The following is a 21,620-nucleotide window of genomic DNA, read 5'->3' as shown; positions in this document are numbered from 1 at the left end:
GAGCACCACAATTGCTCTGTTTTACGATATTCAATACGAACCGCCGGAATAGCGCCATATTCTCGACCGCATCCTCCATCGCTATCCTGGAAGCATCCTCGTTGAACACCACATCAAGAATGTAATGCTGGCTGTTCTCTATCCGCCAGTGCTGCCGTATATAGTGCCCTAGCAGCTTGTGCTTGGGGGATAACGAGCTGACATAGTAAGAGGTATCTACCGTTCCTTTTCCGTTGGCGCTGCGGTGACGCTCAACGGCAATGATGCTGCGGATTGTCGGCCATTTCTCCGTCAACTCTGGCGGTAATTTGGCTTTTAATTGAAACACATAACGCTCTTCCTGGCGGCCATGTCCACTCTCTTTGTGCTCGACGACAATCTTCTCTTTCTGGGCGTCAAACAGTGACTGGAATTGCGATTGAACCGCTTGATACAGCTTCGGTTGATTATTCTTGACCTGTACCACTACATGAGCCTTCTTCTCGCTGATTTTCTCCAGTGTCTCACGCTGACAATGCAACGCATCGAGTGTGACAACGGCTCCTTTTAGCTCAAGAATGTCCAGCATATCTTTGACGGTTTCGATTTCCCCCTTCTTGTTAGGGGTTGCTTTCTGGCTTAACACCAGCCCATTTTCGGTATCGTAAGCCGTGACCAACTGAAGCGCATCCTTGGCATTTCCCCGAAAGGAGCCGCGTAACACCTTGCCATCAAAGGCAATGATGGGTTTGCCCTGATGAGTGCGCTGTTCATTGACCCAGCACAGCAACGCTTCAAGCAAGGTATCGATGACAATGCAGCGCAGAATGCGGGCAACCGTGTGACGCCGCGGGATGCCGTTGGCAAAGGGGCGATGCTGACGGAGCCAATCGATCTTTGAATCGCCATAGGTTTCGATGTCATTCCAGCCCTCGGCACCACTCATGATGGCACTGATGACAAGGAACATGACATCAACCAGGTTATGTTTACGATTGATCTCAGAGCGAGTTTCTTCGACAAGGGTAAGGTGTTCAATCAACGTCATAGCGCGTGCCTCCTGCATGGAGACGCGATTAGATCACAGACGATCTGCCTGTTCAAATTTCATTAACAAAGTGCGATCCCGCCCTGCCACCACTACCACCATTGCTGCCATCCCCACCGCCGGTTCCGCCACCAGTTCCACCATTGCCGCCACCCCCACCGCCGGTTCCGCCACCACTTCCTCCATTGCTGCCGCCACCACCTCCGGTTCCTCCACCAGTGCCACCGTTACTGTCTCCCCCATCGATCGGGGGAATATTTGGAAATACCGGATTGTTCTGGTTTCTCGAATCGAGGAAGCAGTTGAAAGAACCATCCGCATTGAGGAGATCCAGTTTGTGAGTCCCGTTAAGGTCATCAAGTACTACAGGTGAGACACTCAAGTGCAACGACGCGCGGTTTGCATTCCAACTATCGATTTCAGATACCCCGGGAGCAGAGAGGCGAAAATTACCCCCGGAACCTGGACTTGAAAGCCATAGTGATACCGAATTGTCAGCCGAACGCCCAAGAAACTCTAGATGCTGCCCCGGTTGCCTGTTCGGGCAATCCGCCGCCCATGCTGTTGGCAAGCAGATACTGGTAAGGCAGCCAATTCCCAAAATACGTGAAATCATTATGTCCTCCTGACACTACGTTATCTCACTGACATCCTTGCATGACTTTTAGCATTACCCACAAACAGGTCACTCGATGCAATGGGTAAAGGAACAAATCAATCTGACAAGTTCAAATCGCAGACTATTTTAGTATCCACACTGTTTCTGGTCTCCTGTAATAAAATTCGTTTAGCGCCTGAATCGCGATGATTGATTAAATCAAACCACTTTAAAACCCATAAAAAATGCCGCCCATCGGGCGGCATTTTTATTAGAGATAACGGGCTAACGGGAATTACCAGCCGGTGACTTCGCGCAGGGCCTTGCCGATATCGGCCAGGGAGCGGACGGTTTTCACGCCAGCATCTTCCAGCGCGGCAAACTTCTCGGCGGCAGTACCCTTGCCACCGGAGATGATGGCGCCAGCGTGGCCCATCCGCTTGCCGGGAGGGGCAGTAACACCGGCGATATAGGAGACCACCGGCTTGGTGACGTGGGCCTTGATATAGGCGGCCGCGTCTTCCTCGGCGTTGCCGCCGATCTCGCCGATCATCACGATCGCTTCGGTCTGCGGGTCGTTCTGGAACATCTCCAGAATGTCGATAAAGTTGGAGCCCGGGATGGGGTCGCCACCGATACCGACGCAGGTGGACTGGCCAAAGCCCTCGTCAGTGGTCTGCTTGACCGCTTCGTAGGTCAGGGTGCCGGAGCGGGAGACGATGCCCACCTTGCCCGGCTTGTGAATGTGGCCCGGCATGATGCCGATCTTGCATTCACCCGGGGTGATCACGCCCGGGCAGTTGGGGCCGATCATCCGTACGCCGGTCTCTTGCAGCTTCACTTTGACGTCCAGCATATCCAGCGTCGGGATGCCTTCGGTGATGGTGACAATCAGCTTGATGCCCGCGTCGATCGCTTCCAGGATGGCATCCTTGCAGAACGGCGCCGGCACATAGATGACGGAGGCGGTGGCGCCGGTCGCTTCGACCGCGTCACGGACGGTGTTGAACACCGGCAGGCCCAGATGGGTGGTGCCGCCCTTACCCGGAGAGACGCCGCCCACCAGCTGTGTACCATAGGAGAGCGCCTGCTCGGAGTGGAAAGTACCCTGACCGCCGGTAAAGCCCTGGCAGATGACTCGGGTGTCCTTGTTGATCAGTACGCTCATCAGTTGGCCTCCGCTGCTTTGACGACTTGCTGCGCGGCATCGGTCAGACTCTTGGCCGCAATGATGTTGAGGCCGCTCTCGGCCAGCTTGATACCACCCAGCTCGGCGTTGTTGCCTTCCAGACGGACCACGACGGGCACCTTGACCCCCACTTCCTTGACCGCACCGATAATGCCTTCCGCGATCATGTCGCAGCGCACGATACCGCCAAAGATGTTGACCAGCACCGCTTTGACGTTGCTGTCGGAGAGGATGATCTTGAACGCCTCGGTTACGCGCTCCTTGGTGGCGCCGCCGCCGACGTCAAGGAAGTTGGCCGGCTTGCCGCCGTGCAGGTTGACGATGTCCATGGTGCCCATGGCCAGACCCGCGCCGTTGACCATGCAGCCGATGTTGCCATCGAGGGCCACATAGTTCAGCTCCCACTGGGCGGCGTGCGCTTCGCGGGGATCATCTTGTGACGGGTCGTGCATCTCGCGCAGCTTGGGTTGACGATACAGTGCGTTGGCATCGATGTTGATCTTGCCATCCAGGCAGTGCAGGTTGCCCTGCGCGGTGATCACCAGCGGGTTGATCTCCAGCAGCGCGAAATCGCAATCCAGGAACATCTGGCCCAGACCCATGAAGATCTTGGTGAACTGTTTGATCTGATCGCCGACCAGACCCAGCTTGAAGGCCAGTTCGCGGGCCTGATAAGCCTGCGGACCCACCAGCGGATCGATGGCCGCCTTGTGGATCAGATGGGGGGTTTCGTGAGCGATCTTCTCGATATCCACGCCACCTTCGGTCGAGGCCATGAAGACCACGCGGCGAGAGCCACGGTCAACTACGGCGCCCAGGTAGAGCTCTTTGGCGATGTCGGTGCAAGATTCCACCAGGATCTTGGTGACCGGCTGGCCGTTGGCGTCGGTCTGGTAGGTCACCAGATTTTTGCCAAGCCAGTTTTGGGCAAAAGCACGGATCTCGTCCTTGCTCTTGGCCACTTTCACGCCGCCCGCTTTACCGCGGCCACCGGCGTGTACCTGGCATTTGACGACCCAGGTATTGCCGCCAATCTTGTCGGCCGCTTCGGCCGCTTCTTGTGGGGTAGCACAGGCATAACCTTCGGAGACCGGCAGGCCATACTCGGCAAACAGCTGTTTTGCCTGATATTCATGCAGATTCATAGATGCTCTATCCGTGTTGTAGGTATTTCCGTCCGGGGCTGGTGTTTCTCAATCCCCTGTGAATGGGGGCCTGGGCGGCCCCTCGTTATCTTTCAATCGCTCGGGTATTACTCAAACGTCCAGCAGCACATCCGGCTCGGGGCGCAAACCCCTTGCCCGGGTGCCACAGGCTTAGACGTCCAGCAACAGACGGGTCGGGTCTTCCAGCAGCTCCTTGACGGAGACCAGGAAGCCTACCGATTCGCGTCCGTCGATGAGACGGTGATCGTAGGAGAGCGCCAGATACATCATCGGCAGGATCTCGACCTTGCCGTCAACGGCCATCGGGCGATCCTGGATCTTGTGCATGCCCAGAATGGCGCTCTGGGGCGGGTTGATGATCGGGGTGGACATCAGGGAGCCGAACACGCCACCGTTGGTGATGGTGAAGTTGCCGCCAGTCAGTTCATCCACGGTCAGCTTGCCGTCACGGCCCTTGCCCGCCAGATCCTTGATGGCCTTCTCGATGTCCGCCAAGCTCATGTTGTCGCAGTCGCGCAGCACCGGCGTCACCAGACCACGGGGGGTAGAGACGGCGATGCTGACGTCGAAGTAGTTGTGGTAAACCACGTCATCACCATCGAGCGCCGCGTTCACTTCCGGATAGCGCTTGAGGGACTCCACCACCGCCTTCACGTAGAAGGACATAAAGCCGAGCTTGATGCCGTGCTTCTTCTCGAAGATCTCGCCGTACTGCTTGCGCAGATCCATGATGGGCTTCATGTTGACCTCGTTGAAGGTGGTCAGCATGGCGGTGGTGTTTTTCGCTTCCAGCAGACGCTCGGCAATGCGCTTGCGCAGACGGGTCATCGGTACCCGCTTGTCGGTACGACCACCCAGCGGGGCAACCTTGGCTGCCGGGGCTGCAGTTGCGACCGGTGTGGCTGCCGCAGGCTGGCTCTTGGCCTTGATGAAGGCTTCCACATCATCCTTGGTGATGCGACCGCCCTTGCCGGTACCGGTCAGCTTGGTCACGTCGATGTCGTGCTCGCCAATCAGGCGGCGCACCGAGGGGCTCAAGCCATCGGCACCATCATCGGCCACCGCTTCAGCCGGCTTCTCCTTGGTCTCTTCACCGGCCACCGGGGCGGCGGTGAGGATGGCAATCAGTTGACGGGACAACACAGTCGCCCCTTCCCCTTGCAGAATATCCCCCAGCACACCGGCTTGCGGTGCCGGCACTTCCAGCACCACCTTGTCGGTCTCGATGTCGACCAGCACTTCGTCACGGGCGACCAGATCGCCCGGTTTTTTGTGCCAGGTGGCGATAGTGGCATCGGCCACTGATTCCGGCAGATCCGGTACCTTGATTTCGATAGTCATCCAATCAGTTCCTTTTTACTTCTATGCCAGAGGCTTTACAGGGTAAGGGCATCTTCCACCAAGGCTTTTTGCTGCTTGGCGTGGACAGACATGTAACCGACGGCCGGTGAGGCTGACGCGGGGCGACCGGCATAACGCAGGGTGGCTCCGGCTGGCAGCACGCCATCGTAGTGGTGACGGGTGCAGTACCAGGCGCCCTGGTTCTGCGGCTCTTCCTGACACCAGACAAAGTCGGTGACGTGGCTGTAATCAGCCAGAATGGCGCGCACTTCCTCTTCCGGGAAGGGGTAGAGCTGCTCAATTCGCACCAGTGCCACATCTTGCTGCTCGGCCTTGCGACGGGCATCGAGCAGGTCGTAGTAGACCTTGCCGGAGCAGAAGACCACCCGCTTGACCGCTTTCGGATCCAGCGCATCGATCTCGCCGATGGCGTTCTGGAAGGTACCTTCCGCCAGTTCTTCAAGCTTGCTCACCGCCAGCGGATGGCGCAGCAGGGATTTGGGGGTCATCACGATGAGCGGACGGCGCATCGGGCGCACAACCTGACGACGCAGCATATGGAACACCTGCGCCGGGGTTGAGGGCACGCACACCTGCATGTTGTGCTGGGCGCACATCTGCAGATAACGCTCCAGACGGGCGGAGGAGTGCTCCGGGCCCTGCCCCTCGTAACCGTGCGGCAGCAGCATGGTCAGGCCGCACATCCGGCCCCACTTCTGCTCACCGGAGGAGAGGAACTGATCCACCACTACCTGGGCACAGTTGGCGAAGTCGCCGAACTGGGCTTCCCAGATGGTGAGGCCAGCCGGCTCGGCGCTGGCGTAACCATATTCAAAGGCCAGTACCGCGTTCTCGGTCAGCACAGAGTCATACACCTCGAACGGGCCTTGCTCGTCGTGCAGGTTGCACAGCGGAGTGTAGGTGCTGGCATCGGTCTGGCTGTGCAGCACGGCGTGGCGGTGGAAGAAGGTGCCCCGGCCGGAGTCTTCACCGGTAAAGCGGATGCGGGAACCCTTGTCCACCAGAGTGGCGTAGGCCAGGGTTTCGGCAAAGCCCCAATCCACCAGCTTCTCGCCAGCGGCCATCAGACGGCGGTCTTCGTAAATCTTCTCGACCTGACGCTGTAGCACGTGAGTGGCCGGATACTGGCTCACCCGCTCGCCGAGGCTCTTAAGGTGATCCATCGGCACGGCACTCTCATAGGCCATGTTCCAGTCGTGGCCCAGATAAGGGGTCCAGTCGACGGAGTGCAACTCCATCGGCCGCCACTCCTTGCTCACCCGCTCGCCGCGATCCAACGCTTCGCGATACTCGTTGACCAGTTCGGTCGCCCGCTCCTGAGCGAGGCTTCCCTCGGCCACCAGCTGATCGGCGTAGATCTTGCGCGGGGTCGGGTGCTGCTTGATCTTCTGGTACATCAGCGGCTGAGTGGCGCTCGGCTCGTCCGCTTCGTTGTGACCGTGACGACGGTAGCAGACCAGCTCGATCACCACGTCGCGTTTGAAGGTGTTGCGGTAATCCAAGGCAATCTGGGTCACCAGCACCACGGCTTCCGGATCATCCCCGTTGACGTGCAGCACCGGCGCCTGCACCGCCTTGGCGATGTCGGTGCAATATTCGGTGGAACGCAGGTCACGGATATAGGAGGTGGTGAAACCAACCTGGTTGTTGATGACGATGCGCACCGTCCCGCCGACACCATAAGCACGGGTCTGGGACATGTTGAAGGTCTCGGCCACCACGCCCTGACCGGCCATGGCCGAGTCACCGTGAATGGTGATGGGCAACACGCTGGAGCCATCCTTGTCACCGCGACGATCCATACGGGCACGGACCGAGCCGATGACCACAGGGTTGACGATCTCGAGGTGAGAGGGGTTGAACGCCAGCGCCAGGTGGACGTTGCCACCCGGGGTGGCGAAGTCGGAGGAGAAGCCCATGTGGTACTTCACATCACCGGTACCCCAGGATTCGCCATGCTTGCCGGCAAACTCGTCGAACAGATCCTGAGCGCGCTTGCCCAGCACGTTGATCAGCACGTTGAGGCGACCGCGGTGGGCCATACCGATAACGGCCTCTTTGCAGCCCTGCTCACCGGCGCGACGGATCAGCTCCTTGAGCATGGGGATCATGGCGTCGCCACCTTCCAGCGAGAAGCGCTTGGCTCCCGGGAACTTGGCGCCCAGATATTTCTCCAGCCCTTCGGCAGCGGTCAGGCTCTCGAGGAAACGGGTCTTCTCTTCGAGGGTGTAGCTCCCCTTCCCTTCAATGGATTCGAGACGCTGTTGCAGCCAGCGCTTCTCTTCCGTGGAGGTGAGGTGCATGTAGTCGGCGCCGATGGAGCCGCAATAGGTCTTCTTCAGCGAGGCGTAGAGGTCGGAGAGCACCATGGTCTCGCGACCGATGGCGTAGGAGCCCACATTGAAGGTGGCCTCCATATCTGCGCCCTGCAGGTTGTGGAACGCGGGATCCAGTTCGGCAACGGTTTCACGCTGCCACAGGCCCAGCGGGTCCAGATTGGCATTCTGGTGACCACGGAAACGGAAGGCGTTGATCAGCTGCAATACCCGCACCTGCTTGGCATCCACTTGCGGATCGGAGACGGGGGCACTGTAGCGAGAGGGATCCTTGGCCAGACGACGGAAATAATCGCGGACCTGGGAGTGGGGTTGTTCAACCGCATGGCCATTGACCTGGGGCAGCTCGCTAAACAGGCTGCGCCACTCGTCGGACACGGAGTCAGGATTTTCCAGGAAGGATTCGTACAAATCCTCAATATAGCTTGCATTCGCACCAGCCAGGTGAGATGACTCCAACCAGGCCTTCATCACGCCGTTATGCATTTCTATCCCTTGTACTTCTTGTTACTGCTGCGCAGCTTGTAGGGGTCAAATAGCCATCCTGCCACGGGTGGGATGGCTATCCAGAGGTCGGGCCAGCACCTGGCCGGCCCTGATACTAAACAGCCCGATTGAGCAACATCGACTTGATCTGGCCAATCGCCTTGGTCGGGTTCAAGCCTTTCGGACAGACGTTCACGCAGTTCATGATGCCATGGCAGCGGAACACGCTGAAGGCGTCGTCCAGATTCCCCAGTCGTTCGGTGGTCGCGGTGTCGCGGCTGTCAGCCAGCCAGCGGTAGGCGGCGAGCAGCCCGGCCGGACCGATGAACTTGTCGGGATTCCACCAGAAGGAGGGGCACGAAGTGGAGCAGCAGGCACAGAGAATGCACTCGTACAGGCCGTCAAGCTTGGCGCGCTCTTCGGGGGATTGCAGGTGCTCACGCACCGGCGGCAACTTGTCATCATTGATGAGGAAGGGTTTGACCTTCTCCCACTGGGTGTAGAACTGGGTCATGTCGATCACCAGATCACGGATCACCGGCAGGCCGGGCAAGGGGCGGATAACGACGTTATTGCCCTTCTTCAGCAGGTCGGAGAGCGGGGTGATACAGGCAAGACCGTTCTTGCCATTCATGTTGAGACCGTCTGATCCACAGACCCCTTCGCGGCAAGAGCGGCGGAAGGCGAGCGTGGGATCCAGCTCTTTCAACTGGATCAGTGCGTCGAGCACCATCATGTCGGAACCTTCAGGAATATCAAGACGATATTCCTTCATATGGGGGACGTTATCAACATCCGGATTGTATCTGTAGACAGAGAATGTGACGTTCATAGGGCTGGCTCCGCAATCAGTAAGTCCGGACCTTGGGCGGGAACGCCTCACGGGTCTTGGGTGACATGTTGACAGCGCGACGGGTCATGGACTCGGTGTCCGGATGATAGAGGCTGTGGCACAGCCAGTTCTCATCGTCGCGATCCGGGAAGTCGAAGCGGCAGTGAGCACCGCGACTCTCGGTACGGAAGTTGGCGGCAACCGCCGTGGCAAACGCCGTCTCCATCAGGTTGTCCAGCTCCAGGCACTCGATGCGCTGGGTGTTGAACTCTTTGGAGGTGTCATCCAGACGGGCTGACTTGAGGCGTTCGCGGATAACCTTGAGCTCGGCCAACCCTTCTGCCATCGCAGCACCTTCGCGGAACACCGAGAAGTTATTCTGCATGCAGCGCTGCAGGTCTTTGCGGATCTGCACCGGGTCTTCCCCGTCACGGCAATTTTCCCAGCGGTTGAAGCGGGCCAGTGCGGCATCCAGATCCGACTCGGAAGCATCGCGGCCGTGATCCATCTCGCCCAGGGTGTTGACCAGATGCATGCCGGCAGCGCGGCCAAACACCACCAGATCCAGCAGGGAGTTGCCACCCAGACGGTTGGCACCGTGTACGGAGACGCAGGCAATCTCGCCCACCGCAAACAGACCGACCACCGGTACATCGTTGCCATTCTTGTCCTGAGTCAGGCACTGGCCATTCACGTTGGTCGGCACGCCGCCCATCATGTAGTGGCAGGTCGGAATGATCGGGATCGGCTCTTTGACCGGATCCACGTGGGCGAAGGTGCGAGAGAGCTCGCAGATCCCCGGCAGACGGGATTCCAGCACCTCTTTGCCGAGGTGATCCAGCTTGAGCTTGATGTGCGGGCCCCAAGGACCATCGCAGCCACGGCCTTCACGGATCTCGATCATGATGGAGCGGGCCACCACGTCGCGACCGGCCAAGTCCTTGGCGTTCGGGGCGTAACGCTCCATGAAGCGCTCGCCATCTTTATTGAGCAGATAGCCGCCTTCACCACGGCAACCTTCAGTTACCAGCACCCCTGCCCCGGCGATGCCGGTCGGGTGGAACTGCCACATTTCCATGTCCTGCACGCCGACGCCGGCACGCAACGCCATGCCGACACCGTCACCTGTATTGATGTGGGCATTGGTGGTGGACTGGTAGATACGACCGGCACCGCCAGTCGCCAGCACGGTGGCCTTGGCCTTGAAGTAGACCACTTCACCGCTCTCCATATCGATGGCAGTACAACCCACCACATGGCCATCCTGGTTTTTCACCAGATCCAGCGCATACCACTCGGAGAAGACGGTGGTCTTGTTCTTGACGTTCTGCTGATAGAGGGTGTGCAGCAGGGCGTGACCGGTACGGTCGGCGGCCGCTGCGGTACGGGCAGCCTGCTCGCCACCGAAATTCTTGGACTGACCACCAAACGGACGCTGGTAGACAGACCCGTTATCGAAACGGGAGAAGGGCAGCCCCATGTTCTCCAGCTCATAGATAGCCTCGGGGCCGGTTTTGCACATGTACTCGATGGCTTCCTGATCACCGATGTAATCGGAACCTTTTACCGTGTCATACATATGCCACTGCCAGTTGTCATCGTGGGCATTGCCCAGCGCAACCGTGATCCCGCCCTGGGCGGAGACAGTGTGAGAACGGGTTGGAAAAACCTTGGACAACAGAGCGCAGCTCTTGCCGGACTGGGCAATCTGCAGCGCGGCGCGCATACCGGCACCACCGGCACCAATCACCACCGCATCAAATTCACGAGTTGGAATAGTCACCTTACACACCCCACAGCACGACGAAACCCGTCATCAGATAGACAAACAGCACCACGACCAGGGCAAATTGCAGCGCCCCGCGCAGCCCTACCGGCTTGATATAGTCAGTCAGCACCTGCCACAGACCAATCCAGGCGTGGATCAGTACGCAGAGCAGGGTCAACAGGGTGAATACCTTGGTGAATGTTTTGGCGAAGAAGCCTGCCCACACCTCGTAGGTGATGTCGTTGAACGCGACAAAGCCCACCAGATAGAGGACATAACAGGTCATGATGAGGGCGGTGGCGCGGATCAGGATGTAATCGTGAACGCCGCTGCGCCCGAAGGTTGCAGAATTGGTTACCATACAAGCACTCCCGCCAATACAGCCAGGATCGCGGTGATCACGAAGGCCACGCGGGCGCTCTGATTGCCGGATTCCAGCTCTTCCCAATAGCCCATATCCATGACCAGATGACGCAAGCCGCCCACAATGTGGTATGCCAGCGCAGTCAGGATCCCCCACAGCACGAGTTTGACCAGGAAGTTGTCCATGATGGCAACCACGGTTTCAAACCCTTCGGGAGAGGCGAGTGAAGTACCAAGCATCCACAGCAAGATGCCCAGTGCAACAAAGGTAATGACCCCTGAAACACGGTGCAGGATGGATGCAATGGCAGTGACAGGAAAGCTGATCGTCTGTAGGTCGAGGTTGACCGGTCTCTGTTTGTTTTTCACGCTTGCCCACTCAGCTCCATTGAGCACGTTAGTTATTGTTTTAACTCACACTTGAGGGCACGGAATGGTGATTGTTGGTTTTTTGTTACCAAAACACTCTGAAAAAGCCAAAACGCGAGTTTTCGGTTTCACATCAGGCTTTGCCAAAGCGTTTCAAACACCCGCAGCCATGACCCACGTGGCGCAGTATATCGGCGGCCTTAACCGAAGACAATCAATTAGCTACAAAGAAAACACAAAACCGCAAACTCGATCGCATATTTAATTTAACATTTCATTAATGCCATTAATGGGGTTTCAGCAAAATTGACATTGATAAGGAACTCTGTTTCAAATAAGGCGCTCCAGCCACTTCGGTATGGGTAACAACCTTTGCCAGCGTCATAAAAGTCGTAATAGAGTAGGACTGGAACCAAATTATAAAGAGCAAAGGAGACGTGCTATGGCTGATAAGATAGCCACCCTACACCTGCCCGGAAAAGATCCGGTCGAACTGCCGATCCTCTCCGGCACCATCGGCCCGGATGTCATCGATGTCAGAAAATTGGGATCACAGGGGTATTTCACCTTTGACCCCGGTTTTATGGCCACCGGTTCTTGCAAATCTGCCATTACCTACATTGACGGGGATCAGGGTGTCTTGCTGCACCGTGGTTACCCCATCGCCCAGTTGGCCACCCAGGCCACCTATCTGGAAGTCTGCTATATCCTGCTGTACGGCGAAGCGCCGACCAAGGCGCAATATGCCGAATTCGAACGTCTGGTCACCCGCCACACCATGGTGCACGAGCAGATCGCCTTCTTCTTCCGCGGCTTCCGTCGTGACTCCCACCCCATGGCCATCATGTGCGGTGTAGTCAGCGCCCTCTCCGCCTTCTATCACGATGCCCTCGACATCAATAACGAGCAGCATCGCGAGATCTGTGCCTTCCGTCTGCTCTCCAAGATGCCGACTCTGGCCGCCATGTGTTACAAGTACTCCATCGGCCAGCCGTTCATGCAGCCGCGTAACGCCCTCTCCTATGCCGGTAACTTCCTGCACATGATGTTTGGCGTGCCGACCGAAGAGTACAAGGTCAACCCCATCGTTGAACGCGCCATGGATCGTATCTTTACCCTCCATGCGGATCACGAGCAGAACGCCTCCACCTCCACCGTTCGTCTGGCTGGATCCTCCGGTGCTAACCCGTTCGCCTGTATCGCCGCGGGGATCGCCTCCCTGTGGGGACCGGCCCACGGTGGTGCCAACGAAGCCTGCCTGCGCATGCTGGAAGAGATCGGCTCGGTGGATCGCATCCCCGAGTACATCTCCAAGGCCAAGGACAAGAATGATCCGTTCCGTCTGATGGGCTTCGGTCACCGTGTCTACAAAAATCACGACCCTCGTGCCACTGTGATGCGCGAAACCTGCCACGAAGTACTGACCGAGCTGCAGATCAAGGATCCGCTGCTGGACGTGGCCATGGAGCTGGAGCGTATTGCGCTCTCCGACCCCTACTTCGTCGAGAAGAAACTCTACCCGAACGTGGACTTCTACTCCGGCATCATCATGAAGGCGATCGGCATCCCGATGAGCATGTTCACCGTGATCTTCGCCATCTCCCGCACTATCGGCTGGATTGCGCACTGGAACGAGTTCCACTCAGACCCGGACAGCAAGATTGGTCGCCCACGCCAGCTCTACGTGGGCCACCCGCTGCGCGAGTTCACTCCACTCGAGCAGCGCTAACCACTGCGCTGATATGGTTTGTTACAAAGGCGGTCATTGACCGCCTTTTTGTTTGCCGCTCTAATGCCCCCTTTCGCGTTAAGGAGTCCATTATGAAACCACTGTTTATCAGCGCAGCCTTGCTGCTGACCGCCTGCCAGAGCGCCCCCGCCTCGTCACAGGGGGAGACCCTCTATATCAACAGCCAGTTGGTCGATTGCGTCGGGGTTGGCCCAATGCAGTGCATGCAGGTTCGCAGTGATGAGCAGCAGCCCTGGACGCTGTTCTACCAGAATATTGAAGGTTTCCAGTTCGAGCCGGGTTACCGCTACCAGCTCACTGTCAGCAAGGAGCAGCTCACCGATGTGCCGGCCGATGCCCCCTCCGTGCGCTATCAGCTGATCAAGGTGGTGAACAAGGTCGCCAGCAAGTAACAAACACGATCAAAAAACGGGGGATGGCTGATGCCATCCCCCGTTGGTTTATGGGTACTGCGCCTCATCAGGCACGATCAGGTCGGCGCCAGCGCCATATGCAGCAACGGATAGGGCTTGCCCTGACCATCCAGCGGCGAGCGACCCGTCACTGTGAATCCCATCTTCAGATAGAAGCCCACCGCCTGTTCGTTCTGCTCGTTAACGTCAACCAGCGTCGCGCCGCACTGGCTGATGGCATGGGCCACCAGCAAACGCCCCACGCCACTGCCGCGCGCCTCGGGAGCCACAAACAGCATCTCCAGCTTGCCCTCGTGTACCCCGCTAAAACCCGTAATGTGCCCCTCTTCTGTGCGGGCACAGTGCAGTGTCACCGCATCGAAGTAGTGCTCCAGAATAAGCGGTTTGAGCGCGAGGATCTCGGCCTCGGGCAGAAAGTGGTGGGTCGCCCGCACCGAAGCCTCCCACAGATCGATCAGGGCCGGATAATCGGCCCGGGATACCGGAACAATCGTCATAAAATAACTCGATATGATAACCAGCGGGAAGAGACACCTTCCCGCTGGCAACGGTGATTAACGCGCCTGCACCGCCTGCAGCAGCACCGACATATCAGCGCCAAAGTTGCGGCTGCAGATCGCTTCGCGAATATCCGCTTCGCTATAACGGCTGCCCGGATAGACCACCACGCAGGAGGTGTCGCCCGGTTTGAGGAAGTGGGTCTCGCCAAACGGGGTATAGCGGGTGGCACCGATACTGATGAGCGCATGGGGAGGATGTCCCGCCTGCGCCAGCAGTCCCTGAATGTGCTCCGCCGGCCCTTCATCCTGCTGATGATTGAACTTGTCGATGGCCCAGTCGAGCAGCTTGCCGTGGAAGTAGCTGTAGTCGATGGCGGCGCTGTCTACCCCGTAGGCGTGCAGCTCGCCATCGCGCTCCAGATAGCAGGCGATACGATAGTCATCGAGCTCGCAACCGGCGGCAAAACCGGAAAGCGGCAGCAGCTTGGCCGCCAACCCCTTGCTCTCTTCGCCCCAGTTCTTCTTCTCGCTGATCTTCTTGGCGTTGGGACGGCGGATGGAGCAGTCGTTATAGGCACCAAAGGCGCGGGGATGGATCGCCACCACCTGCTTGCCGGCATACTCCAGCTCGCACCAGAGGGCTACTTCCGGCTCGATCTGCACCTTCTCGTCACCGCTGACCGCCGCTTCCGGCAGGAAGATCGCCTTGTCGCTCAACGGGAATACCCCGAGCTGACCCGGATGGCCCGGCACAAAGAAGGGAAACAGCGCCTTGGGCGCCGTGGTGTCGCGCACGACTACCGCTACGAAGTCCGATGCTTCGCCCGCCTGCTCCAGATGACCGGCGAAATTGCCCGCGACCCCGAGTCCGATAAACTTGCTCTCTGCTGCTATCTGCATCTTGCTCACCTGCATCTTGCCCACGCAAGGTAGCAGGCCCGTCACCCACTACCGCTAAAGTGGCAAGATTAAACCACAAGGGGCCCGCCTTCGCCCAGTCCGGCCCTGTCGTGATGTGCGCCAGTCCGCTTTTTTAGGGACGAGAAGGCTGTGGCGAACCAGCGATTGCGCACTCATTCAGCTACGCGGTCACCGCGCTGGAAACAGTGCGTTTCCGACCTATCCCCTCTTTCTCCTTGGGACTCAACTTCATCTTTGTTAGGCTGCCTGCCACACAGGCTCACAGAGGGATCTTCTTGATGTCACAGGCGCACTTTCAGGGCCGCTTCGAAGTCGAGTTCAAATATCAGCTGACGGATCGCCCCGCCTTCCTCAAGGCACTGCTCGCCCTCAATCCGGAGATCATGCTGGAGGATAATCTGGAGCAGGATCGCTACTTCGACACCCCGGATGATGCCCTTGCCCAGGCTGGCAAAAGTCTGGCTATCCGCACCATGCAGCCCTCCGGCATCCAGCTCTGGATCGTCAAGGGGCCCGAGACGGATCGCTGCGAGGCGGTCAATATCAATAATGCGGACAAGGCCGTCAGCATGCTCTTGACCATGAACTACCGGCAGATACTCGTGATCACCAAAAGGCGCAGCATCTACTTTATTGGCCCGTTTCACGTCACCCTGGATCATCTGGCCGAGATCGGGGATTTTGCCGAGCTCGCCATCATGACCGATGACGAGGAACGCCTCCCGGCGTTTCGCCAGCAACTGCTCGCGCTGGCAGATCAGTTGGGACTTTCTCCCGATGCGCAGGAGCCTCGCTCCTACCGCACCCTGTACATGCAGGCAATACGCACCACATAACCAGAGGATGCAACTCAATGATCGACAAACTCGCCTGGCTCACCTTTAAAGATCAGCAGCTGCTCTGCGCCCGCTCCCACGGCAAGGACATCTATTACATCCCAGGCGGCAAGCGGGAACCGGGCGAGAGCGACGAGGCGGCGCTGATCCGCGAGATTGAGGAGGAGCTGGCCGTTACCCTGCAGCCCGATACCCTGCGCTTTGCCTGCGAGTTCAGCGCCCAGGCCGATGGCAAACCGGCAGGAGTCGTGGTGAGACTGCGCTGTTACACCGGCGAAGCGAGCGGCACCCCAATCGCCTCGGCAGAAATTGCCGAGCTGCGCTGGCTCGACAGCTCTCACCTCGATGAGCTCTCCCCCGTCTCCCGCCTGCTGTTTACCTGGCTGGTTGAGCAGAAGCTGATCCGCTGACAAGCCGTACTCGCGGCGAGCATAAGTACCTACCTCATATGAACCAACGGTGGCAATCAGCCACATAACAGCGCAACGACAAGGATGTCAGATGAACGTTGTGGAAGTTAAGAGCGCAGCAACCTACCAAAGTGCACGCAACGCCGAGGCTCCCTTGCTGCGACAGTCATCTTCTACAAACCGCTCTGACCATCCCCTATGCCTTATACAAATACAGCAGGGCCGCACCAAGCGGCCCTGCTTGTTGCCAGCGTGACTGTTTGTTGCAGCAATATGGCTTGCGACGGATTGCCACGATAGAGCCATTGCTCCTGTATGCCTCAACACCGCCAATTGCTCACCCCAAAATACAACCAAATAAACAGAAAGATTAATTAATGATTAAAACACCCCCCTTTTCTTCTTCATCTATTGCCTCATCAGGCGTATCGTGAGAGACCCATTTGATAATCAAATCTATGTTGTTCACTGCCTTGAGGAATAATGGATGCCCACTTTGCCTCGTACAGTTACCTCCCCCAAAAAGTTCATCATCGGTCAACACCTTCTCCCGCAACTCCATGAGCACGTTAAAGATTTTGGTGACTATGCGTTGCTCATCAGCGATGAGTTCATTCTGGAGCGGGTACGGGAAGAAGCTTTGGCGGGGCTCCTGCAGGCAGGCCTCAGGGGAGTGGTCGACAAGTTTCGCTATGAATGCACCGAACAGGAGATCCACCGCCTGACCCACCTTGCAGAGCAATATGGTGCGAACGTGATTGTCGGGATCGGCGGCGGCAAGACGCTGGATGTCGCCAAGGCCGTGGCCTTCTATCTGCGCCGTCCGGTTGTGCTGTTCCCGACGATTGCCTCCACAGATGCCCCCTGCACGGCACTGGCGGTGATCTACAACCAGGCGGGGGAATTTGAGCGCTATCTGTTCCTGCCGCAAAATCCGGACGTGGTGCTGGCTGACACTGCCATCATTGCCGCCGCCCCTCCCCGCTTCTTTTCCGCAGGCGTTGGCGATGCCCTGGCCACCTATTTCGAGGCGCGCGCCTGCTATCGGGCGGACGGGCTCAATCTGGTCGGCAAGCGCCCTTCACGTACTGGCCTTGGTCTGGCACAGCTCTGTTACGAGCTGCTTGGTGAGAACATCGAGCTGGCCATGGATGCGATACGCCACCATGTCTCGACTCCGGCGCTGGAGCAGGTTATCGAGGCCACCATCTACCTCAGTGGCGTCGGCGCAGAAGCCGGTGGGCTGGCCGCCGCTCATGCAATCAACAATGGCATGTCACTGATCGCGGATCTCCATCGTGCCCAACATGGCGAGAAGGTGGTCTTCGGCCTGCTGACCCAACTCGTGCTTGAGCGCGCCCCGCAACATGAGCTTGATGAGGTGTTTCGCATCATCGACTGTGCAGGCCTGCCCATGACACTGCAAGAACTGGGGCTCACCCACTTTGATGAAAGCGAGTGGCGCAAGGTGGCGCAGCTGGCCTGCGATCCCCTCGATACCATGGGCAACATGCCGATGACAGTGAGTGAACAGGATGTCTACGCCGCCATGGTAGCGGCCAATGCCATGGCTGAGCGTTATCGCCTCTGCCATCCCCGCATCTGATTGCTTGCCGCACTAAATAGGCAAACAGTAAAAAGGCTTGCCCATTGGCAAGCCTTTTTCATCTGCATCCCCCCCCTTGTCGGGATAGACGAAAGTCCGCGTTGACTCAGGGGAGTTTCACCGCTCGCACTTCAACCTCTGGCAGGGCGAAGGCATCTTGCGCGGTGATGAGTTGCAGCTCGTAAGCCTGCTGGCGCCAGGTCTCCTGCAGCACCGCATCCACCGAGGCGTTGGTGCGCTCGAACGCGCTAACCGCATCGTGACCGGCCAGCAAATTGGCCAGCATCAGGGCGCTGATAAGATCGCCAACCCCCACCGGCTGGCGGGCAAAGTCGTAGAGCGGACGGGCAATCAGGTAATCCCCTTGCGGGGTCGCCAGCAGCATCTCGAAGCGGCTGGAGTCCTGCGCCGCACGACCGAGATGCTTGACCAGCACCAGCTTGACGCCGCGGGCCAGCAGCTGATGGGCAGCCGCGCGGGTCTGATCCAGATCAGCCAGATGGGTATCGCAGAGGGTCTCCAGCTCCAGCAGGTTGGGGGCCATCATGTCGGCCACCGGCAGCGCCTGCTCGGTCAGGAAACGGGTGACGCCGGGAGCGACGATACACCCCTTCTCCGGGTGCCCCATCACAGGGTCGCAGAAGTAGATTGCATCGGGGTTGGCCGCCTTGACGGCGTTGACCACGGTCAGGATCTCGTCTCCCTGTTCGGCGGAGCCAAGATAACCGCTCAGCACGGCGTCACACTGGCTCAACACCTCGATATTGCCCAATCCTTTCACCAGCGCACTGATATGACCCGCCGGCATCGCCATTCCCTGCCACCCCTGGGCATATTGGGTGTGGTTGGAAAACTGCACCGTGTTGATGGGCCATACATCCATACCAAGGCGACGCATGGGGAAGACGGCCGCGCTGTTGCCGGCACAACCAAAGACCACGTGGGACTGAATAGAGAGAACGGATTTCATCGGGAATACCACAGCAAAGGATCAGCAAGGTGGGCAATATATCGGATGAAGATAACGATGCGCCACCTTGGCGCGGGATGAACAGGCAATTTCCTGACTAAAGACAGGTTTTTTACGCCATATGGCCCGCGTCAACAGGGTGAGCGGCGCCATGATCCGCCGCGTCCGTCCGTCACATCCCGTTACGTTCAACAGCATGACGGGCAAAGTGATAGACCCATCCCTCATCACAAGGCATGTCACTGGGTGGCGAAATCAGCTCAGGCAATACCGTCACCTTGCCACCAGCGGCATATTGCAGCGCCATCAGGGCGCAGAGCGCCGCATCGTAGCGATCGGTGCCGACCAGCACATCCGCAGGCAGCTGTGCCGCCAGCTCGGGCCATGCCGGGGAGGCCTTGCCGCCCACTTTGGCCAATGCCGGATAGACCTCCAGCACGGCGCGACTGGTCTTCGGAGCAACGGTCGGCACCAGTTGCAGATCCGAGAGTCGCGGCAGCATGGAGAGCGCTAGGGTGGCGTTGTTGCCGAGCCGGTCGAAGGTAGCCGACAGCGGCTTCTTGCCGTACTGCTGATACAGCCAGCGCTCGCAGTCGCGGTAGGCGTAGGGGTTGTCTATCTCCCGCTCGGGCACGGCACAGCTGTGTGGCTGGCCATTGAGCAGATCCCGCAAGGCACGGGGAAAGGCGAGCGGAGCATCGATACCGAGCGCCAGTTGCGGGCAGGCTTCTACCTGCATCAGGGTCAGCTCGTTTTGCAGGGCCGGACGCAGCAGGGCGGCCAGATCCGGCGCCACCCGCGAGCTCAGACGAAACAGCGGCGACACCCCGAGCCAGTGCAGGCGGTTGGATTCGGCCTGCCAGCCCACCACGGCCACCGCCTGGGCACTGCCCTGCCAGCCACGCACATCCCAGCCGATCCCGATTGCACTCATTTGCCCTGCCGTCATCAATTACCTCTGTTCGCCTGTCACAAGTTGCAAGAGGCACAGGGTAATCAGCAGAGGCCCTTAACGCAAAGCGAACCGCCCACTCAGAACGATTTCTGGAAGTTCACCAGCGGCAGAATGGGGAACACACCGTTGGCGGCATAGTTGGCCAGCCCGATCTGCAAGCCGTCGAGGTGCTTGGTCGCATTGATAAAGCCAATCTGGAAGGTGGTACGCTCGGCATAGTTGACGAAGCCAACGTTGGCCAGCGCATTGCCCTTGGCGATATTGACCGCTCCCCAGTTAAGCCCCTGTACATTGTTGGTCAGGTTGACCAGCCCCAGATTGACGCCGGTATCTTGCCCTTCGTGCCAGTTGATGGCGTTGATGGCGACCCCGCCAAACTGGTGGCGCACCCGACCAGCACCGAGGAAGATCCCGAGCTGCAGGCCGCTGAACTGATCCACATCGGAGAGGGCGAAGATCGGCAGATCAATACCCTTCACCTGACCGGTCCGGCCGTAGAGCAGCGAGGCGCGCGCCCCTTCCACCTGATGGGACGCGGGCAAATTGACCCCAGGCAGCGAGACCTGCACCGGAGTACTGGCCTGCGCGACACCGCACAGAGTAAGGGCGCTGCATGCCAGCAGCAGGCGGGAGAGTGTCATGGAAAGTTCCTTGGGCCATTGAGAGTGGCCCGATCCTAACAGTCAGGGGCTAATGTGGGCACACCAGCAGGGACGAGGTGCGTCACGATACGTCACGGGTGGCCCTCTCACCTCTCCATCAGGTCTTGCGAAAGCGCCACCTTAAAGACAATCGGCCACTTTTTCGCAGCGAGTGGCCCCTCTTCCTTTCTTTGCCTGAGCGAACTGCCTAAAATAGTCGCCCTGCTGTATCCGGCATTCATCCATCTAGAGGATTTCCCATGGAGACGTTTCTGCTCGAAGGTCACCCCTTCGTTGCCTTGTGTGACCTTATCAAACATCAGGGGTGGGCCGATTGTGGCGGCGCCGCCAAAGCCCTCGTTGCCGAAGGGCTGGTCGAGGTGGACGGTCAGGTGGAGACCCGCAAGCGCTGCAAGATCGTGGCCGAACAGGTGGTCAACTTCAACGGCATGAAGGTCGTGGTGAAAGAGGGTGTCAGCCCGGAGATTGGCTAAACCCGTTTCGGGGAGCCACTCTCCGGCAACCCGCTAGCTGGCCTTGATCGACAGGGTCAGCACAAAACGCGCCATCGCCTCATCCCCGTTCAATGACGGGCAGGTGGCCACCACCCGGATGGGGCGATTAATGCGCTGACCGCTTGCCAGCGACTCGTCGATCATGGCGTCAATCTCCTCCCCCGCTGCGCAGTCGAACTGCACATCCCCCTCCGGTCGTTTCAAAAACTCCCCCTGCACATCCTTGAAGGCGAAGTGCACCTTCTTGCGCCGCTGCCGCCCCTTCTCCATCACCAGTAGACCACCTACCAGATCGGCGCCGGTCGCCAGCGCGCCAAAATACATGCTGCCCAGGTGGTTGCGGGTACGCCAGCCAAGAGGAATGCGAATGCGCAGCGCTTTGGCGTTCATCTCTTCGATGATCGGGGCACAAAACCCGATGACGGGAATATAGCGCCAGGCAAACAGCCGAAGCGCCAGATTGGCTTTGAAGCCTTGCAAATCCATATGCGAACTGATCCGATGAGTTAATGTAAACAACATGTTGCCTGCATCTGCGCCATTCGACAAGCACAGGGATCACGGTTACGACCTTTGCCCAACGCAAAAAACAGAGGGAACCGCACCG

The 21,620-nt window shown here is 58.7% G+C and carries 22 protein-coding genes; 6 read left to right on the top strand and 16 right to left on the bottom strand.

The genetic code is table 11. The annotated features are described in order from the left end of the window. From AB5Y90_RS14855 to sdhC, 10 genes are all read right to left on the bottom strand, one after another. The coding region (locus AB5Y90_RS14855) for an ISAs1-like element ISAs1 family transposase (RefSeq protein ID WP_368166602.1) at positions 1 to 1,027 on the bottom strand (1,027 nt) is incomplete at its 3' end. 33 nt (positions 1,028 to 1,060) lie between these two features. Then, a complete protein-coding gene (locus tag AB5Y90_RS14850; protein ID WP_307896689.1) occupies positions 1,061 to 1,252 on the bottom strand; it encodes a hypothetical protein in 192 nt (63 codons plus the stop codon). Positions 1,253 to 1,920: 668 nt separating this feature from the next. Continuing rightward, complete coding sequence (gene sucD / locus AB5Y90_RS14845; protein WP_005333542.1) at positions 1,921 to 2,793, bottom strand: succinate--CoA ligase subunit alpha; 873 nt, start codon at positions 2,791 to 2,793, stop codon at positions 1,921 to 1,923. Next, complete coding sequence (sucC, locus tag AB5Y90_RS14840; protein WP_005361097.1) at positions 2,793 to 3,959, bottom strand: ADP-forming succinate--CoA ligase subunit beta; 1,167 nt, start codon at positions 3,957 to 3,959, stop codon at positions 2,793 to 2,795. Before sucC ends, sucD begins: the two co-directional genes overlap by 1 nt. Positions 3,960 to 4,130: 171 nt before the next feature. After that, complete coding sequence (odhB, locus tag AB5Y90_RS14835; protein WP_058056922.1) at positions 4,131 to 5,321, bottom strand: 2-oxoglutarate dehydrogenase complex dihydrolipoyllysine-residue succinyltransferase; 1,191 nt, start codon at positions 5,319 to 5,321, stop codon at positions 4,131 to 4,133. 35 nt (positions 5,322 to 5,356) lie between these two features. Further along, complete coding sequence (gene sucA / locus AB5Y90_RS14830; protein ID WP_005333548.1) at positions 5,357 to 8,164, bottom strand: 2-oxoglutarate dehydrogenase E1 component; 2,808 nt, start codon at positions 8,162 to 8,164, stop codon at positions 5,357 to 5,359. Between the two features lie 115 nt (positions 8,165 to 8,279). Beyond that, a complete protein-coding gene (locus AB5Y90_RS14825; RefSeq protein WP_005333549.1) occupies positions 8,280 to 8,996 on the bottom strand; it encodes a succinate dehydrogenase iron-sulfur subunit in 717 nt (238 codons plus the stop codon). Between the two features lie 16 nt (positions 8,997 to 9,012). Continuing rightward, on the bottom strand, positions 9,013 to 10,779 hold the full coding sequence (sdhA, locus tag AB5Y90_RS14820) for a succinate dehydrogenase flavoprotein subunit (RefSeq protein ID WP_040066317.1): 1,767 nt from the start codon (positions 10,777 to 10,779) through the stop codon (positions 9,013 to 9,015). 1 nt (position 10,780) lies between these two features. Next, positions 10,781 to 11,125, bottom strand: a complete 345-nt coding sequence (gene sdhD, locus AB5Y90_RS14815; RefSeq protein WP_005333558.1) for a succinate dehydrogenase, hydrophobic membrane anchor protein — start codon at positions 11,123 to 11,125, stop codon at positions 10,781 to 10,783. Continuing rightward, entirely contained in the window at positions 11,119 to 11,496 is a 378-nt protein-coding gene (gene sdhC, locus AB5Y90_RS14810) for a succinate dehydrogenase cytochrome b556 subunit (RefSeq protein ID WP_005333571.1), read from the bottom strand. Before sdhC ends, sdhD begins: the two co-directional genes overlap by 7 nt. A gap of 442 nt (positions 11,497 to 11,938) precedes the next feature. Between sdhC and AB5Y90_RS14805 the strand changes: the two genes are divergently transcribed. Together AB5Y90_RS14805 and AB5Y90_RS14800 are read left to right on the top strand one after the other, a co-directional pair. Then, positions 11,939 to 13,225 carry a citrate synthase gene (locus AB5Y90_RS14805; RefSeq protein ID WP_307896687.1) on the top strand — a complete coding sequence of 429 codons (1,287 nt, stop codon included), beginning with the start codon at positions 11,939 to 11,941 and terminating at the stop codon, positions 13,223 to 13,225. Positions 13,226 to 13,317: 92 nt separating this feature from the next. Then, positions 13,318 to 13,638, top strand: coding sequence for a DUF4377 domain-containing protein (locus AB5Y90_RS14800; RefSeq protein ID WP_019446103.1), 321 nt, complete (start codon positions 13,318 to 13,320; stop codon positions 13,636 to 13,638). A gap of 77 nt (positions 13,639 to 13,715) precedes the next feature. Here the strand turns inward: AB5Y90_RS14800 and AB5Y90_RS14795 are convergent, their stop codons facing one another. Then, positions 13,716 to 14,156 (bottom strand): acetyltransferase, encoded by a 441-nt coding sequence (locus tag AB5Y90_RS14795; protein WP_307896686.1) that lies wholly within the window; start codon positions 14,154 to 14,156, stop codon positions 13,716 to 13,718. A 57-nt stretch (positions 14,157 to 14,213) separates the two neighbouring features. After that, positions 14,214 to 15,059: a DUF5718 family protein gene (locus AB5Y90_RS14790; protein WP_118854763.1), complete on the bottom strand. Its 846-nt coding sequence runs from the start codon at positions 15,057 to 15,059 to the stop codon at positions 14,214 to 14,216. A 299-nt stretch (positions 15,060 to 15,358) separates the two neighbouring features. Between AB5Y90_RS14790 and AB5Y90_RS14785 the strand changes: the two genes are divergently transcribed. From AB5Y90_RS14785 to AB5Y90_RS14775, 3 genes are all read left to right on the top strand, one after another. Beyond that, a complete protein-coding gene (locus tag AB5Y90_RS14785) occupies positions 15,359 to 15,916 on the top strand; it encodes a class IV adenylate cyclase (protein WP_307896685.1) in 558 nt (185 codons plus the stop codon). A gap of 17 nt (positions 15,917 to 15,933) precedes the next feature. After that, entirely contained in the window at positions 15,934 to 16,326 is a 393-nt protein-coding gene (locus tag AB5Y90_RS14780) for an NUDIX domain-containing protein (RefSeq protein WP_159143829.1), read from the top strand. 487 nt (positions 16,327 to 16,813) lie between these two features. Then, positions 16,814 to 17,932: a glycerol dehydrogenase gene (locus AB5Y90_RS14775; protein WP_307896684.1), complete on the top strand. Its 1,119-nt coding sequence runs from the start codon at positions 16,814 to 16,816 to the stop codon at positions 17,930 to 17,932. 106 nt (positions 17,933 to 18,038) lie between these two features. Here the strand turns inward: AB5Y90_RS14775 and pdxY are convergent, their stop codons facing one another. The 3 genes from pdxY to AB5Y90_RS14760 all read right to left on the bottom strand — a co-directional run bounded on the left by pdxY (position 18,039) and on the right by AB5Y90_RS14760 (position 20,498). Beyond that, complete coding sequence (gene pdxY / locus AB5Y90_RS14770; protein ID WP_043824274.1) at positions 18,039 to 18,902, bottom strand: pyridoxal kinase PdxY; 864 nt, start codon at positions 18,900 to 18,902, stop codon at positions 18,039 to 18,041. 172 nt (positions 18,903 to 19,074) lie between these two features. After that, the gene (locus AB5Y90_RS14765; RefSeq protein WP_307896683.1) at positions 19,075 to 19,851 is read right to left on the bottom strand and encodes a DUF429 domain-containing protein; all 777 of its coding nucleotides are present in this window, start codon (positions 19,849 to 19,851) and stop codon (positions 19,075 to 19,077) included. Between the two features lie 83 nt (positions 19,852 to 19,934). Beyond that, the gene (locus AB5Y90_RS14760) at positions 19,935 to 20,498 is read right to left on the bottom strand and encodes a hypothetical protein (protein ID WP_005333596.1); all 564 of its coding nucleotides are present in this window, start codon (positions 20,496 to 20,498) and stop codon (positions 19,935 to 19,937) included. A gap of 260 nt (positions 20,499 to 20,758) precedes the next feature. On the opposite strand from AB5Y90_RS14760, the gene ybcJ reads away from it, so the two are divergent. Further along, the gene (ybcJ, locus tag AB5Y90_RS14755) at positions 20,759 to 20,992 is read left to right on the top strand and encodes a ribosome-associated protein YbcJ (protein ID WP_005361116.1); all 234 of its coding nucleotides are present in this window, start codon (positions 20,759 to 20,761) and stop codon (positions 20,990 to 20,992) included. 33 nt (positions 20,993 to 21,025) lie between these two features. Here the strand turns inward: ybcJ and AB5Y90_RS14750 are convergent, their stop codons facing one another. Continuing rightward, complete coding sequence (locus tag AB5Y90_RS14750) at positions 21,026 to 21,499, bottom strand: DUF4442 domain-containing protein (RefSeq protein ID WP_307896682.1); 474 nt, start codon at positions 21,497 to 21,499, stop codon at positions 21,026 to 21,028. Positions 21,500 to 21,620 lie beyond the last annotated feature (121 nt).

The sequence above is a fragment of the Aeromonas sp. R4-1 genome (assembly GCF_040908325.1).
Classification (GTDB): domain Bacteria; phylum Pseudomonadota; class Gammaproteobacteria; order Enterobacterales; family Aeromonadaceae; genus Aeromonas; species Aeromonas veronii.
This window is presented reverse-complemented; position numbering and strand designations above follow the sequence as displayed.

Bases quoted from the DNA above. Each gene is read 5' to 3' on its own strand.
- AB5Y90_RS14760 (WP_005333596.1), bottom strand. From the start codon at position 20,498: ATGACACTCTCCCGCCTGCTGCTGGCATGCAGCGCCCTTACTCTGTGC.
- sucD (WP_005333542.1), bottom strand. From the start codon at position 2,793: ATGAGCGTACTGATCAACAAGGACACCCGAGTCATCTGCCAGGGCTTT.
- AB5Y90_RS14800 (WP_019446103.1), top strand. From the start codon at position 13,318: ATGAAACCACTGTTTATCAGCGCAGCCTTGCTGCTGACCGCCTGCCAG.
- sucC (WP_005361097.1), bottom strand. From the start codon at position 3,959: ATGAATCTGCATGAATATCAGGCAAAACAGCTGTTTGCCGAGTATGGC.
- AB5Y90_RS14795 (WP_307896686.1), bottom strand. From the start codon at position 14,156: ATGACGATTGTTCCGGTATCCCGGGCCGATTATCCGGCCCTGATCGAT.
- AB5Y90_RS14775 (WP_307896684.1), top strand. From the start codon at position 16,814: ATGCCCACTTTGCCTCGTACAGTTACCTCCCCCAAAAAGTTCATCATC.
- AB5Y90_RS14765 (WP_307896683.1), bottom strand. From the start codon at position 19,851: ATGACGGCAGGGCAAATGAGTGCAATCGGGATCGGCTGGGATGTGCGT.
- ybcJ (WP_005361116.1), top strand. From the start codon at position 20,759: ATGGAGACGTTTCTGCTCGAAGGTCACCCCTTCGTTGCCTTGTGTGAC.
- sdhD (WP_005333558.1), bottom strand. From the start codon at position 11,125: ATGGTAACCAATTCTGCAACCTTCGGGCGCAGCGGCGTTCACGATTAC.
- AB5Y90_RS14750 (WP_307896682.1), bottom strand. From the start codon at position 21,499: ATGGATTTGCAAGGCTTCAAAGCCAATCTGGCGCTTCGGCTGTTTGCC.
- AB5Y90_RS14780 (WP_159143829.1), top strand. From the start codon at position 15,934: ATGATCGACAAACTCGCCTGGCTCACCTTTAAAGATCAGCAGCTGCTC.
- AB5Y90_RS14790 (WP_118854763.1), bottom strand. From the start codon at position 15,059: ATGCAGATAGCAGCAGAGAGCAAGTTTATCGGACTCGGGGTCGCGGGC.
- AB5Y90_RS14805 (WP_307896687.1), top strand. From the start codon at position 11,939: ATGGCTGATAAGATAGCCACCCTACACCTGCCCGGAAAAGATCCGGTC.
- AB5Y90_RS14785 (WP_307896685.1), top strand. From the start codon at position 15,359: ATGTCACAGGCGCACTTTCAGGGCCGCTTCGAAGTCGAGTTCAAATAT.
- odhB (WP_058056922.1), bottom strand. From the start codon at position 5,321: ATGACTATCGAAATCAAGGTACCGGATCTGCCGGAATCAGTGGCCGAT.
- sucA (WP_005333548.1), bottom strand. From the start codon at position 8,164: ATGCATAACGGCGTGATGAAGGCCTGGTTGGAGTCATCTCACCTGGCT.
- AB5Y90_RS14825 (WP_005333549.1), bottom strand. From the start codon at position 8,996: ATGAACGTCACATTCTCTGTCTACAGATACAATCCGGATGTTGATAAC.
- pdxY (WP_043824274.1), bottom strand. From the start codon at position 18,902: ATGAAATCCGTTCTCTCTATTCAGTCCCACGTGGTCTTTGGTTGTGCC.